The sequence below is a fragment of the Microbacterium wangyouchuni genome (assembly GCF_054072595.1).
Map to the genome: position 1 here is coordinate 389,653 of NZ_JBSVRM010000004.1, position 13,788 is coordinate 403,440.

13 protein-coding genes are annotated in these 13,788 nt (G+C 64.8%); 5 read left to right on the top strand and 8 right to left on the bottom strand.

Annotation, left to right across the window (positions count from 1 at the left end; all coding sequences use genetic code 11):
* Positions 1–74: 74 nt before the first annotated feature.
* Together ACW5CM_RS09205 and lpdA are read left to right on the top strand one after the other, a co-directional pair.
* Positions 75–758 (top strand): copper resistance CopC family protein, encoded by a 684-nt coding sequence (locus ACW5CM_RS09205; RefSeq protein WP_457124817.1) that lies wholly within the window; start codon positions 75–77, stop codon positions 756–758.
* A gap of 9 nt (positions 759–767) precedes the next feature.
* Positions 768–2,165: a dihydrolipoyl dehydrogenase gene (gene lpdA, locus ACW5CM_RS09210; protein WP_438255313.1), complete on the top strand. Its 1,398-nt coding sequence runs from the start codon at positions 768–770 to the stop codon at positions 2,163–2,165.
* 142 nt (positions 2,166–2,307) lie between these two features.
* Here lpdA and ACW5CM_RS09215 read toward each other — a convergent pair whose 3' ends face one another.
* The 7 genes from ACW5CM_RS09215 to ACW5CM_RS09245 all read right to left on the bottom strand — a co-directional run bounded on the left by ACW5CM_RS09215 (position 2,308) and on the right by ACW5CM_RS09245 (position 7,054).
* A complete protein-coding gene (locus ACW5CM_RS09215; protein WP_457124818.1) occupies positions 2,308–3,426 on the bottom strand; it encodes an FAD-dependent oxidoreductase in 1,119 nt (372 codons plus the stop codon).
* Positions 3,419–4,102 carry a methyltransferase domain-containing protein gene (locus tag ACW5CM_RS09220; protein ID WP_457124819.1) on the bottom strand — a complete coding sequence of 228 codons (684 nt, stop codon included), beginning with the start codon at positions 4,100–4,102 and terminating at the stop codon, positions 3,419–3,421. Before ACW5CM_RS09220 ends, ACW5CM_RS09215 begins: the two co-directional genes overlap by 8 nt.
* Before the next feature lie 16 nt (positions 4,103–4,118).
* Complete coding sequence (locus tag ACW5CM_RS09225) at positions 4,119–5,285, bottom strand: type III polyketide synthase (protein ID WP_438255310.1); 1,167 nt, start codon at positions 5,283–5,285, stop codon at positions 4,119–4,121.
* 72 nt (positions 5,286–5,357) lie between these two features.
* On the bottom strand, positions 5,358–5,990 hold the full coding sequence (locus ACW5CM_RS09230; protein WP_457124820.1) for a CYTH domain-containing protein: 633 nt from the start codon (positions 5,988–5,990) through the stop codon (positions 5,358–5,360).
* The gene (locus ACW5CM_RS09235; protein ID WP_438255308.1) at positions 5,980–6,195 is read right to left on the bottom strand and encodes a response regulator; all 216 of its coding nucleotides are present in this window, start codon (positions 6,193–6,195) and stop codon (positions 5,980–5,982) included. Before ACW5CM_RS09235 ends, ACW5CM_RS09230 begins: the two co-directional genes overlap by 11 nt.
* 34 nt (positions 6,196–6,229) lie before the next feature.
* Complete coding sequence (locus ACW5CM_RS09240) at positions 6,230–6,712, bottom strand: prepilin peptidase (RefSeq protein ID WP_457124821.1); 483 nt, start codon at positions 6,710–6,712, stop codon at positions 6,230–6,232.
* A gap of 51 nt (positions 6,713–6,763) precedes the next feature.
* Entirely contained in the window at positions 6,764–7,054 is a 291-nt protein-coding gene (locus tag ACW5CM_RS09245; protein WP_438255306.1) for a DUF1905 domain-containing protein, read from the bottom strand.
* Positions 7,055–7,147: 93 nt separating this feature from the next.
* On the opposite strand from ACW5CM_RS09245, the gene ACW5CM_RS09250 reads away from it, so the two are divergent.
* Genes ACW5CM_RS09250 through ACW5CM_RS09260 form a run of 3 tightly spaced genes read left to right on the top strand, consistent with a single transcriptional unit; the run spans position 7,148 to position 12,824 of the window.
* A complete protein-coding gene (locus ACW5CM_RS09250) occupies positions 7,148–7,906 on the top strand; it encodes a DnaE2-dependent mutagenesis accessory factor ImuA' (protein ID WP_457124822.1) in 759 nt (252 codons plus the stop codon).
* Positions 7,903–9,426: a DNA polymerase Y family protein gene (locus ACW5CM_RS09255; protein ID WP_457124823.1), complete on the top strand. Its 1,524-nt coding sequence runs from the start codon at positions 7,903–7,905 to the stop codon at positions 9,424–9,426. The genes ACW5CM_RS09250 and ACW5CM_RS09255 overlap by 4 nt, the downstream gene beginning before the upstream one ends.
* Entirely contained in the window at positions 9,426–12,824 is a 3,399-nt protein-coding gene (locus ACW5CM_RS09260) for an error-prone DNA polymerase (RefSeq protein WP_457124824.1), read from the top strand. Before ACW5CM_RS09255 ends, ACW5CM_RS09260 begins: the two co-directional genes overlap by 1 nt.
* On the opposite strand, the gene ACW5CM_RS09265 is transcribed toward ACW5CM_RS09260, so the two are convergent.
* Positions 12,825–13,772, bottom strand: coding sequence for an alcohol dehydrogenase catalytic domain-containing protein (locus ACW5CM_RS09265; protein ID WP_457124825.1), 948 nt, complete (start codon positions 13,770–13,772; stop codon positions 12,825–12,827). It lies immediately after the preceding gene.
* Between the last annotated feature and the right edge of the window lie 16 nt (positions 13,773–13,788).

A 13,788-nucleotide genomic window follows, 5' to 3' on the forward strand; every position in this document is an offset into this window, starting at 1 on the left:
ACTGATCTGCGACCGCCCTCGGGAGGGTCAATCTGTATCAGCGCTCGCATAGAGGCATTTCCTATGGTGAAGGTGTGCGCACACTCACTCTTCGACGCCCTCTGGTTCCGACAGCGCTTGCGGCAACTCTGCTGGCAGCGTTCGTTTTCCTCTTCGCGTGGCCGCAGTCCGCGGCCGCTCATGATGCCCTGATCGCCTCTGACCCGGCCGCAGACTCGACTATCGAGACGATGCCGGAAGAGCTCACCCTCACGTTCAGCGCTGCGCTGATCAGCGGTGAGGGAACGACGGCAATTGAGGTAGTGGATGCCGACGGCAACTCGGTCATCGATGGCGAGCCGACCGTCGACGGCGCAGTGGTGACTCAGCCCCTCCTGTCGGAGGCGGCAGCTGGCGAGTATCACGTGGAATGGCGTGTCCTCTCCAGTGATGGGCATCCCACCGACGGCGCGTTTGGCTTCACGACGACAACCAGCACGGTGCCCGATCCGATCGAGCCTTCCGCCACTCCGTCCGCAGAGCCATCAGCCGAGCCGTCAAGCGAGCCCTCTTCTGCGCCGAGCGCAGAAGAAAGTGCAGAACCCACGCAAACCGCCGCCCCGGCGCCGGACGCGCAGGATGCGTCCCCCGCGACGGGATGGATCTGGACGATCTCCATCGTCGGCGTTCTGATCGCCGCAGGCGTCGTTGCCTGGCTGATCGTTCGCAGCAGGAAGAACGCTTCTCCAACCGGTTCAGACGCCCCCACAGAGCGATAAGCTTTAGACATGCCTCATTACGACGTCGTCATCCTTGGCGCGGGCCCCGGCGGTTACGTCGCGGCGGTCCGTAGCGCTCAGCTCGGTCTGAAGACCGCGATCATCGAAGAGAAGTACTGGGGCGGTGTCTGCCTGAACGTGGGCTGCATCCCTTCCAAGGCTCTTCTGAAGAACGCGGAGCTTGCTCACACCCTCAAGCACAAGGCCGACTTCTTCGGCATCTCCGGTGAATTCACCATCGACTTCGGCAAGGCATTCGACCGCTCACGCGAGGTTGCCAATGGCCGGGTCAAGGGCATCCACTTCCTGATGAAGAAGAACAAGGTGACCGAGTACGACGGTCGCGGCACCTTCACCGGCCCGAAGGCGATCTCGGTCGCGAAGGCCGACGGCACCACCGAAGAGGTCACGTTCGACAACGCGATCATCGCCACGGGCTCGAAGGTTCGCCTGCTTCCTGGCGTCGAACTCAGCGAGAACGTCGTCACGTATGAGGAGCAGATCCTCTCCCGCGAACTGCCGGAGTCGATCGTCATCGTCGGCGCCGGCGCCATCGGCATGGAGTTCGCCTACGTTCTGACGAACTACGGCGTGAAGGTCACGATCATCGAGTTCCTCGACCGTGCGCTTCCCAATGAGGATGCCGATGTGTCGAAGGAGATCACCAAGCAGTACAAGAACTACGGTGTCGACATCCTCACCTCCACCAAGGTCGAGACGATCGTCGACAACGGCTCCTCCGTTACCGTCACCTACACCGGCAAGGACGGCAACCAGGCTTCCATCGACGCCGGCAAGGTGCTCATGTCGGTCGGCTTCGCCCCGAACATCGAGGGCTTCGGCCTCGACAAGACCGGCGTGAAGCTCACCGAGCGCGGCGCGATCGACATCGATGACTACATGAAGACGAACGTTGATGGCATCTATGCCATCGGCGACGTCACCGCCAAGCTTCAGCTCGCGCACGTCGCCGAGGCACAGGCCGTCGTCGCAGCCGAGACCATCGGAGGAGCTGAGACGCAGACGCTGGGCGATTACCGGATGATGCCGCGTGCAACGTTCTGCTCGCCGCAGGTCGCTTCCTTCGGTCTCACCGAGCAGCAGGCAAAGGACGAGGGACGCGAGATCAAGGTCGTGTCGTTCCCGTTCATGGCCAACGGCAAGGCCCACGGGCTCGGCGAGCCTGTCGGCTTCGTCAAGATGATCGCGGACGCCGAGAACCTCGAGCTCATCGGTGCGCACATGATCGGCCCGGACGTCTCCGAGCTTCTCCCCGAGCTCACGCTCGCGCAGAAGTGGGACCTCACCGCTCTGGAGCTGGCGCGTAACGTGCACACGCACCCGACACTGTCGGAGGCGCTGCAGGAGGGCTTCCACGGCCTCGCCGGCCACATGATCAACTTCTGATCTTCCACAAAGGAGCCCGGCAGATTCTGCCGGGCTCCTTTGCGTCCACCTGCAGGGCGAATGCACGGATGTACGAGCATCCCACGGCGTGTCGCCCTGCATCCGTACGATCGCCCTGCAAGTGTGCGGGGCCCGAGCCGCCCTACAGTCCGCGCATCGTGATCATTCCGGCTGCCCGACTTCGCAACAGCGGCGTACCGAGCGCCCTGATCACGGTGTTGCGGATGCCCACGCCCATGCGCGGCGAGGGACGTCCCATCACCATATAAAAGGCGGACCTCCGCTGCGCGCGTACGGCAGCACGCTGAGCGCTGTGCTCGTACTCCCGAAAATCTGGTTGGCCCGTGCGCAATGATCGCTCGATTGCCGCCGCGAGGTGGTGCGCCGCAACCCACCCGAGACTCATTCCCTGTCCGCCGATCGGACTGGTCTCATGTGCGGCGTCACCCACCAGCACTACTCTCCCCGCGGCAACTCGCTCCGCTCGATGCTGTCTCGCTTGAAACGCTGTGGGCTGCAGGCGGGCGGGAAACCGCAGCAGGATGCCGGTGCGCTCCCGGATCGCTTCTACGAACGACGCCGCATCGCCGAGGGCACGACGTGGATCTGCGGCGACCCAGCGCCTTCGATCCCCCGGAAGTGGAAACGATTCGACCAGCCCAGCGGGCTCACAGTACAGCTGGACGCGCGATCCAGTCAGCGTGTCCGGGATGTCCACCATTGCGTACGAACCGCGCCCCGGCCGCGCACGCCAGCCGATACCCAGCTGCTGGCGAATGCCGCTGCGCGCTCCGTCTGCAGCGACCACGAATGATGCCGAGGCCTCGCGCCGCTCCGCGTCCACATCCATCGATAGCCGGACGACACCCGCATCATCGAGGATGCCGACAACGTCGTGGCCACGATGCAAAGCACCGCTATGTAGCTGCTCCAACCGCTCTACCAGCAACGCGTGCGTGCGATGCTGCGGCAGAATCAGCACTCGTTGCTGCGCGTTGAAGGAGAGCGACGCGAGGATGCGGCCGTCACAGATCACCTCTCCCCCATCCAGTTCGAGTGCTTCACGACGCGCCTGTACTCCCAGACCCGCGGAATCCAGCACCGCGCGGCCAGGCGGGTGGATACCGATCGCGCGCGAACGATCATCAGTTCCCCTACGGCGTTCGTACACGCCCACATCGATCCCTGCTTGAGCGAGTAAGCACGCCAGCAGCAGACCGACCGGCCCCGCCCCGATGATCGCGACGTCGTGATCAGGCATGCGCAGCCGCCCATCGCAATTCCAGCCGTGCAGGAAAAGCCCGTCCCACCTGCCACGGCGATGGCACAACCGACGCAAGTTCGTCTGCGGTAAATGCCCGCCGGATGCTGGTGAGCCCATCAGCCCGAATGAACGAGCCTGCGAGCAGATTTTTCGCGAACGGCAGGGTTCCCGCAGCGAAGGCCCGGTAGGCGAACCTGCTGCGTTCGATGTCGCGATGGATCACGAGGCCTTCAGCACTCACGAGGCGGGTCGAATCAGCGAGCGTCTCCTGCAGCTCCCGCTGGCTCAGATGATGAAGCAGGTGATTGGAGATCACGATGTCGAAGACCTCCCCGGCGCCGACCAGCTCCGTCGTATGCGCACACCGATACTCCACACCGCCGCCACGACTCTTCGCCCAGCGAACGGCTCTGGCATCGGCATCCAGCGCCACGACATCCACCGTCAGCCCGTCTCGCCGCGACCACCGGGCGATCGCCCGCGATACGTCCCCGCCACCGGCACCGACATCGAGAATTCTGACCGGCCCCTTCCGCGCGCGCGGGCGGACGTCCCGTCGGTACACCGTGCGCCAGCGCGACACCACGGTGTTGACCAGCGCGAAGCGGTCGTAGGTGCGCTCCAGCATCTGCGGATCCGCATGCGGATCATCCATCAGTTCGCGTGCATCCACCTCGCGAACCGCGAGATCACCCCGCACTGCGCCCGGGAGCGACGACGGTCATGAGCGCTGTCTCGGCGGTGAGGCCGGGGCCGAACGCCATCGCGGCGACGCGCTCCCCATCCCGCGTGCCGGCATCCTCCAAAATCCTCCGCAGCACGAACAGGACCGTCGCACTGGACATATTGCCGTACTGTCTGAGAACCTCGCGAGCGGGGTGAAGTTGCTGCTCCGAGAGACTCAGCCGTTCTTCGACGCGGTCCAGGATGCTGCGCCCGCCGGGGTGAATCGCCCAATGCGAGATCTGCTCGCCGATCGTGCCGTCCTCGAATGCCTGAGCGAGGGGAGCTTCTTCGCGGTACAGCGGCCGAAGAGCGTCGTGAATGTGCTCGCCGATGAGCTGCGGGACCGCCGTCGACAAGACCATCTCGAAGCCGTGATCCCCGATCGTCCACGCCATGTCTTTCTCCCCCTCGGGGATGATGCCGGTGTGAAACCGATCGAGCGCAAGGCCGGGCGCATCGGAATCGAATCTGCGCGCGGTGACGATCCCCGCAGCAGCACCATCGGCGAACAGCGAGGTGGCGACGATCATGTCCGGGTCATCCGAGGAGCGCAGATGCAGCGTGCACAGTTCGACGCTGACTACCAGCACCACAGCATCCGGACTGCCGGCGCAGATCTCGCTGGCCGCTCGAAGCGCGGGCATCGAGGCGTAGCAGCCCATGAATCCCAGGTGATATCGCCGCGTGCTCCCGCTCAACCCCAGGGCACGGACGATCTCATAGTCGGGGCCCGGCGCGTAGAAGCCGGTGCAGGAGACGGTGATGACGTGGGTGATATCGGCGGCGGTGATGTCGGCGGCGCCATCCAGAGCACGCCGCGCCGCTTCTACGTAGAGCCTGCCCGCTTCACGGATGTACACCTCGTTGCGCGCTTTCGTTCCCGGTTCGAGGAGAAGACCGGTGGTTCGATCGAAGAACTGCGGCGATTCGACCTCGGCAGTGAACGATAGCTCTTCGAGCACCGTGTACCGGGTGTCGATACCAGAACCGTTGAACGACGCAGACACGATCCGCTTCGCCAGCCGCCCGATATCGGGCTGTGCGGCGAAGACATCGCGAACCTCGTCCTGCACGAGCGGTGTATCGGGAACGATCGTCTGCAACGATCGGAGCACGGCCGGTCGGGTCATATCGTCACTCAAGCACGATAGAAGACCTGAGAAAAGGGGGTTGCGCAGCACTGGCGGCTGTGCGGGTGCGGTTCAGACGCCGAGGGCGCGAGCGAGCTTAGATCCGGATGCCGCGTGCCGTCCGCCGGCAGCGAATATCGCCACCTCGACGGCGGCGAAGAACTCATCGCGACCCGCATCATCGGCAGGGGCTGCGGGTCCGAGTTCCATCTCCCACTCCCGCCATACGCGAGCGGTTCCCGACCGGAGATCCGTGGCGCGCACCTGATCGTCCACGAACTCCGCAACGACACCTGCCGGACCGGTGAACAGGTAGGCCGTCCGCCTGTTCACGATGCGTGCCAGTGGAGTGAGTGGCGCGGTCGTCCACCGCGCCAGCACGGCTGTGACAGCATCCGGGATCGTTTCATCGTCACCGAGCGACCATCCCAGCTCCAGACGACCGTCGCCCTCGCGCGGCCCCTTGATGTGCCAGCCCTCATCAGGGCCGCCGGTGCGTCGCCGAAGCGCGACACCGGACTGCGACAGTGCGGCATCGTGGGTATCGAAGTAGCGGGCATCCAGCTCGCGCAGCTCACCGGAAGTGACAGCATCCACACCGGGGATCGCTCCCCAGACCGGCAACGGGGTCGACGTGTCGACGTCGTACTTGCGCTCGACCTCGAAACTGCGGGAGGCGCCGTCAGCCGATGGCTCAGTCGTCACTGGGCGTGATGTCGTCGCTGGACTCGACAAACCAGAAAGCTACCTCGGTGGGCCCGTCGCTCGTACCGGTGTTGATGGCATCGCCATTTCGTCGATAGATGATCTGCGTCGCACCATAGGGCGCGATCAGACTGTCCTGCTCGGCGTCGTCGAGAGGAAGAACCTGCCCGTCGAGCGGGCCACCGTGAAGTCGTGCGATTGCCATGTGCTCACCATAGTCCTGTGCCTGGGGATCGCGCTTATGCCACGGCGATACCCAGCACCGCGCCAATGATCATCCACGGGCCGAAGGCGATTCTGGTGGAACGATTCGCCTGCCGCAGCATCATGAGCACCAGCGCATAGAGAGCGCCCAGAACGAATGCGGATGCTGCGCCAATCGCGAGTGCCTGCCACCCGTGCCATCCCAGCAGCAGGCCGATGACCGCTGCGAGTTTCACATCGCCACCACCGATCCCTCCTGGACTTGCAGCACGCAGCACCAGATAGAAACCGCCGAGTATCAGCATCCCGATGAGTCCGCTGGTCAGTCTGATGGTGCTGTGCGTGGCCAGTGCGTCGATGCCGACCACGGCAAGCAGTGCGGCCAGGGTCGGCAGCACGATGCGATTCGGGAGCCGGTGCGTTCTGGCATCGATCACGATCAGCCAGACTCCGACTCCGGCGAGCGCGAGATGGGCGAGCACCACGATGATCTCGCGGAGCAACGTCGCAGAGGGCATAGCGGAAGGTTACGAGATCATCGGATGCCACATGAGCCCCCTGTGGATAACTCAGAGATCGATGATGTCGAGGTGGACCATGAGAGTGTCGCCCTCTTCAATCTGCTGTGCATCGCGGATCGCCTTCTTCAGCGGCAGCACGAATGCACCTTCGGAGAAAAAGATCGAGGTGCGCCAGGTCGAGGTGCCGATCCGCGCCTGCACCCGGAGTGATCCGAACCCGCGCGGAGGGGCGGGCAGTTCGCGCAGTTCCCGCGAGAGCTCTTCGGGGAGCGTCGCAAAGTACCAGGCTTCCACCCGCTTCTCCCAGCGGGTGACCGGGCTGTCGAACTCGATCTGCATACGTCAACGGTAGCGCGAAAACGAATGTCTGATGTGCGAATTACGATCAACACACAGCTTGATTTATTCGTAAATATATTCGAGGATGGATGCATGGGCACAGCACTCTCCGCCCCTTCAGCTCTCCCCCGCGAGGGCAACACCTCCCGCGCTCAGGAGGTGCATCGACTGCGCAACGAGATCGCTCGCATGCAGCGGCGACGCAGTGATGTGCCCTTCCTCCCTCTTGATCCAGCTTTGGAGGGTCTTCTGCCCGATCCGGGGTTGCGGGTCGGTTCTTCTTATTCGATTTCACCGTCGCCCAGCCTGCTGGGCGCGCTGCTTGCCCCGCCCTCACAGAGGGGCTCCTGGTGTGCCGTCATCGGGATGCCGACGATCGGCGTAGAGGCAATGGCCGGATTCGGAATCGAATTGGAGCGTCTCATCCTGGTACCCGACCCTGGGCCGCGGTGGCTCACTGTTGCCACGGCGCTCTCCGAGGTGGTCCCTCTCATCGCGGTGCATCCGCGCAGCCGGGTCTCCGATGCCGACATCGCCCGGTTGAACGCCCGTCTGAGAGATCGGGGATGCACTCTGCTGGTCACGGCACCCTGGCCGCAGAGCGAGGCGACGATCCGCGTTGAAGAGACTGAGTGGCACGGTCTGGGCTCTGGGTGGGGACTGCTCGCCGATCGCACCGTGACGTTGCGGGCGTCGGGACGCCGACACGAGTCGGCAAGTCGCGTTCGAGTGCGCATGCCCACTTCTCTCGGGCGGGTGGATGCCGAGGCGACTCCCCTGCGCGCCATGGCATCGTTGCCGACTCCGGCAACTGCCGTCACAGACACCGGCACCTGGGCGGTGGCCGGATGATGCCCCCACGCCATCTGGTGCTGTGGCTGCCGGACTGGCCGGTGCGAGCGGCGTTGGGGGAACCACCCGCAGAGGAGCCCGTTGCGATCTTGCAGGCGAACATCGTTATCGCCTGCTCTGCAGCGGCCCGGGCTCAGGGAGTACGCCGTGGTCAGCGGCGGCGGCTCGCCCAGTCGCGCTCCCCTGCCCTGCAGCTGATTCCTGCCGACCCGCGTCGAGACGAGCGGGTCTTCCTGCCCGTGCTGCGTCTCCTCGAAGAGCTGGTTCCCGGCGTGCAACCCCTGCGACCCGGGCTCGCCGCTCTCCGTTCCCGCGGGGCCGCTCGCTATTACGGCGGAGAAGAGCAAGCAGCACTACAGCTCATCGGCACTCTCACCGATCATGGCTATCCCGGAGCCCGAGCGGCCATCGCCGATGGTCTGTTCACCGCTGAGCAGGCAGCACGCCTGGCCGCCCCTGCGCTCGTTGTCGCCTCCGGCGGATCACAGGAGTTCCTCGCCCCGCTTCCCGTGCAGGCGCTGGGAGATGACGAGGTCACCGCCCTGTTGCAGCGACTCGGCATCCGCACTCTCGCTGAGTTCGCAGCCCTCCGCGAAGGCGACATCCGAGACCGGCTGGGTGAGCGCGGCGCGCGCTTGCATGCTCTGGCCTCGGGCGCCGATTCGCGCCCGCTCACACCCCAGCATCCTGAGCCTGAGCTCGCACGAGAAGTCGTCTTCGAAACTCCACTGGAGCACGCAGATCAAGTCGCTTTCGCGGTACGACAGACCGCGGATGCCGTCACCGCTGCTCTCGCCGACCTCTCCCAGGTGTGCACCGAAGTGCGTATCGATCTGACCGATGATGACGGCATGATTTCATCACGCGTCTGGATGCATCCGACCTCCTTCGAGGCGAGCGATCTGGTTGACCGGGTGCGTTGGCAGCTCGAGGGAATTCGGCCGCAGGAGTCATCCGCTGAGCGGACCGGTGCTGGTATCAGCGAGGTGCGCATCGTGCCGACCAGAGTCGATGACAGCGCGCACCACCAGCCGGGCCTGTTCGGGCAGGGCCCGCAGCAGCGTTTGCATCATGCGGTCTCTCGCGTGCAGGCGATGCTCGGACATCGCGGGGTGGTCACCCCGGTCGTGATCGGCGGCAGAAGCCTCGCCGATCGGCAGTTGCTTCAGCCTTGGGGCGATCGGGTGTCACCGGAGCGCGATGCGAATCTTCCCTGGCCAGGCAGCCTGCCACCGCCGTACCCCTCGGAGGTGTTCGTGCCACCCCGCCCTGCCCAGGTGGTCGGAGCAGATGGCCTCCCCCCGATCGTGGACGCGCGCGGGGTGCTCTCTGCGCCTCCGGCCTGGATCGAGCAGGCTCCGGTGCTGAGTTGGGCTGGCCCATGGCCGCTGCGTGAGCGCGCCTGGGACACCCACCGTGCTCGTCTAGCTCAACGCTTTCAGATCGTGGACGAATCGCAGCGCGCCTGGCTTGTCCTGTTCGAGAACAATGCGTGGTGGGTCGAAGGGCGGTACCACTGATGGGCTTCTACAACCCGCCGATGTCGTGGAAAGAGCTCGAGAAGACACTCAGCGCTCCGACAGCTCCCGCCTCCCCGACCACGACAGAGCCCGCACGCCGCCCCGACCCTGGTCCGACTAGCCGACGGCGAAAGGCTGACCCTCCCCCGAAGATCGTCCGACCGACCGAAGCGGTCCCGTACGCGGAATTGCACGCGCATTCCTCCTTCTCGTTTCTCGACGGGGCATCCTCACCGGAGGATCTGCTCGCCGAGGCAGAACGGCTCGGCCTGACTGCTCTTGCCATCACCGACCATGACGGCTTCTACGGTGCCGCCCGTTTCGCCGAGGCAGCCGATGTCAGCGGCGCCCAGGTGCAAACGATCTTCGGTGCCGAACTGTCGCTGGGGTTGCCCGGGCCGCAGAACGGCGTTCCCGATCCGGTCGGTGAGCACCTTCTCGTGCTCGCCCGCGGTTTGGAGGGCTATCACCGGTTGTCCGGTGCTATCACCAGGGCACAGCTGCGCGGCGGCGAGAAGGGGCGACCGGTCTACGATCTGGACGACCTCGCCGCGAGCGCGGGCGAAGACTGGACGATCCTCACCGGCTGCCGAAAGGGCGGCGTGCGGCAGGGACTGGCACGCGGAGATGCCGCCACACCGCTTCGCCGGCTGGTTGATCTCTTCGGACAGGATCAGGTCGTCGTCGAACTCATGGATCACGGCGACCCGATGGATGATCGACGAAACAGTGCCCTGGCCGATCTGGCATCCACCCATCGGCTCCCCGTCGTGGCAACCAACAATGTGCACTATGCGGCGCCTGCTCGTGCCCGTCTCGCCGAAGCTGTCGCTGCGGTCCGCGCGACCCGAGGGATGGATGAGCTCGACGGCTGGCTTCCTGCGCACGGCTCAGCGCATCTGCGCAGTGGAGCGGAGATGACCACTCGATTCCAGCGTTACCCCGGGGCGATCTCACAGGGACTCCGCATCGCAGCCGAGTCGGCTTTTCCGCTGCGGCGCGCTCGCCCCGCGCTCCCTCGCCAAGAGGTGCCGGAAGGGCACACGCCGATGAGTCACCTCCGCGCACTGGTCTGGGCTGCTGTTCCCGAGGTGTACCCGCGGTTGGATGACGACGGCCGCGCGCGCATCGAGCGGGAGCTGAACGTGATCGAAGAGAAGGACTTCCCGGGTTACTTCCTCATTGTGCACGGCATCGTCACCGAGGCGAAGCGCCGTGGCATCCTCTGTCAGGGTCGAGGCTCCGCCGCGGCGAGCGCCGTCTGCTATCTGCTGGGCATCACCGCTGTCGACCCGATCCTCTACCGTCTTCCTTTCGAACGCTTCCTCGCCACCACCCGCGAGGAAGAACCCGACATCGACGTGGACTTCGATTCGGATCGGCGCGAGGAGATCATCCAGTGGGTCTATGCGAAATATGGGCGCGAGCGCGCAGCGCAGGTGGCGAATGTCATCCAGTACCGGCCGAAGAACGCGGTGCGCGATATGGCACGGGCTCTCGGTCATGCTCCCGGCCAGCAGGATGCCTGGTCGAAACAGGTCGACGGGTGGGGTGCGAGCCTGTCCCCCGTCGTCGGCCATGACATTCCCGGCACGGTGCTGGAGTATGCCGGAGAACTACTGAAGGCTCCTCGCCACCTGGGCATCCACTCCGGCGGGATGGTCCTCACCGCTCGCCCGGTCGGTGAAGTGGTACCGGTGGAGCACGCCCGCATGGAGAACCGCACGGTCATCCAGTGGGACAAAGACGACGCCGCCTGGATGGGACTGGTGAAATTCGACCTGCTCGGACTGGGCATGCTCGCAGCTCTCCAGCACTGCTTCGATCTCATCGCTTCCTCCACCGGTGAGCGGTGGACGCTGCAGACGCTGCCCAAAGAAGAAGCGGCGGTGTACGACATGCTCTGCCGCGCCGATTCGATCGGTGTGTTCCAGGTGGAATCCCGTGCACAGATCGGACTCCTCCCGCGGTTGCAGCCACGCCGCTTCTACGATCTCGTGATCCAGATCGCTCTCATCCGCCCTGGCCCCATCCAAGGCGGAGCGGTGCACCCGTTCGTTCGCCGCAAGCTCGGCCAGGAGAAGGTCACATACGCGCATCCGTCATTGGAGCCGATCCTGGAGCGCACCCTGGGGATCCCCATCTTTCAGGAGCAGCTCATCCAGATGGCGACCGTGCTGGGCGATTGCACGGCTGATGAGGCAGATCTGCTGCGTCGGGCGATGGGCTCCAAACGCGGTCAGGAGAAGATCGAACGAATCGAGAAGAGGCTCTACGCCGGGATGGCCGCACGGGGGATTCCGGATGCTACGGCCGATCAGATCTACGCACAGATTCAGGCATTCGCACACTTCGGTTTCGCGGAATCACACTCGCTGTCCTTCGCGTTGCTGGTCTATGCCAGCTCGTGGGTGAAACTGCACTACCCCGCGGCGTTCCTTTCCGGTCTTCTGCGTTCCCAGCCGATGGGGTTCTACTCTGCGGCGACGCTCACCGCAGATGCCCGCCGGCATGGCGTCGAGGTGCGCCGCCCTGACCTGCACGCCTCCGGCGCGGCGGCGGCGTTGGAGCACGCGGACGACTCTCCGGTTCCCTCCGGTGTGAAGACCTGTCTTCTTCCAGAGCACCCTCCCGCCGAAGAATTCAGCCGAACAGCCCCCGATGAGTCTGCGGCGCATCGGCGCGATGCCGCCTTCGCTGTGCGGCTGGGGCTGTCAGATGTGCGCGGCATCGGCATGCCGATGGCCGAGCGCATCGTCGCTGAGAGGGCGGCGAACGGCCCGTTCCAGGATCTGAATGATCTGGTGCGCCGCACGGACGCCACGGCCGCTCAGCTGGAAGCCTTGGCCACTGCTGGGGCATTCGAGTGCCTGGGGATGAGTCGCCGCGAGGCTATCTGGCTCTCCGGTGCCGCCGCCGAGGATCGTGCCCGGTTCTTGCCCGGCACGACTGTATCGGTGCAGCTTCCGCTGTTCACCGATCAGACGAGCTACGAACAACTCGCGGCTGATCTTTCGGCCACTGGCGTCTCAACCGACGATCATCCGATGGCCCACTTCCGCTCGGCGCTGAACGAACGCGGTGTGCTCACCGCCGCGGGGCTGCAAATGCATGAGGTGGGCCGCCGCATCGAGGTCGCCGGACTCGTCACTCACCGGCAACGTCCGGCGACAGCATCCGGTGTCACATTCCTCAACCTCGAGGATGAGCATGGTCTCGTCAATGTGGTCTGTTCCACGGGGGTCTGGAGCCGCTACCGACGGGTTGCTCGTGATTCCCCCGCCCTCATCGTGCGCGGCATCCTGGAACGTTCCCCGGAGGGCGTCATCAACGTTCTCGCGGATGCGTTCCAGGATCTGCGCACCGGGATCGAACATCGCTCCCGTGATTTCCGCTGATCATTCGTCAACCGAGCGCACCGCCACCAATCGGCCGTTGACGGCACCGTCCCGTTCGAACCGCTGAATGCCGGAGTAGATGTCGTCGAATGAGATCTTCTCGACTAGCGAGGACACAATCCCAGCCGCGATCATATCCAGAACCTCAGAGCAGTCCTCGTTCGTGCCACCGTTGGAGCCGATGTAGGTGAGCTGCTTGAGGATCATCGTCGTCGTGGAGATGTTCGTCCGCTCCGATCCCATTCCCACCTGCACGACGGTGCCTTTGAAACCAACCGTTTCGATCGCGTCGTCGGTGGTCGTGTCAAACCCGGCGTAGTCGATGATGACGTCGAGCTCCTTGTCGGCGAACTCACGAATGTTCTCAGCGACCGCTGAAGCGCCGAGTTCCTTGGCCCGCTTCCACGCATCCTGATTTACCTCGGCGACATAGACAGTCGCGCCGAGCCCCCTGGCGAACTGGATTGCAAGGCTGCCAAGACCGCCGGCGCCGATGATGCCGAGCTTGGTGCTCGAGGTCACACCGCCCACCTTGAGGGCGTGATAGGAAGTCATTCCGGCATCCGTCGCAGGAGCCGCCTGTTCCCATGGAACAGCGTCGGGAATCGGGATCACCTGGTAGTCGAACGCCTTGACTTTGTCGGCGAACCCGCCGTCGGTGCCGGTGCCCGGCCCCTGAATCGTCGCAGGAACAGCGACGCGCTGTCCTACGGTGAACCCGGTGACGTCCTCGCCGACGGCGGAGACGATGCCGGCGATCTCGTGACCCAGTGTTATGGGCAGGAATCCCAGGATGCCGGTGAGAGTGCCGTCGAGGTAGCCGACGTCCGTGTGGCAGATACCAGCCGCGATCACGTCGATGACGACCTCGTGGCTGCCGGCCACGGGATCGGGAACCTCGGTGAGCTCCAGCGGTTGGTGGGCAGCGGTGATGCGCCAAGCTTTCATAGTCTGTCCGTTCCTA

Bases quoted from the DNA above. Each gene is read 5' to 3' on its own strand.
- ACW5CM_RS09235 (WP_438255308.1), bottom strand. From the start codon at position 6,195: ATGGCAATCGCACGACTTCACGGTGGCCCGCTCGACGGGCAGGTTCTT.
- ACW5CM_RS09225 (WP_438255310.1), bottom strand. From the start codon at position 5,285: ATGACCCGACCGGCCGTGCTCCGATCGTTGCAGACGATCGTTCCCGAT.
- ACW5CM_RS09245 (WP_438255306.1), bottom strand. From the start codon at position 7,054: ATGCAGATCGAGTTCGACAGCCCGGTCACCCGCTGGGAGAAGCGGGTG.
- ACW5CM_RS09265 (WP_457124825.1), bottom strand. From the start codon at position 13,772: ATGAAAGCTTGGCGCATCACCGCTGCCCACCAACCGCTGGAGCTCACC.
- ACW5CM_RS09240 (WP_457124821.1), bottom strand. From the start codon at position 6,712: ATGCCCTCTGCGACGTTGCTCCGCGAGATCATCGTGGTGCTCGCCCAT.
- lpdA (WP_438255313.1), top strand. From the start codon at position 768: ATGCCTCATTACGACGTCGTCATCCTTGGCGCGGGCCCCGGCGGTTAC.
- ACW5CM_RS09250 (WP_457124822.1), top strand. From the start codon at position 7,148: ATGGGCACAGCACTCTCCGCCCCTTCAGCTCTCCCCCGCGAGGGCAAC.
- ACW5CM_RS09260 (WP_457124824.1), top strand. From the start codon at position 9,426: ATGGGCTTCTACAACCCGCCGATGTCGTGGAAAGAGCTCGAGAAGACA.
- ACW5CM_RS09255 (WP_457124823.1), top strand. From the start codon at position 7,903: ATGATGCCCCCACGCCATCTGGTGCTGTGGCTGCCGGACTGGCCGGTG.
- ACW5CM_RS09215 (WP_457124818.1), bottom strand. From the start codon at position 3,426: ATGCCTGATCACGACGTCGCGATCATCGGGGCGGGGCCGGTCGGTCTG.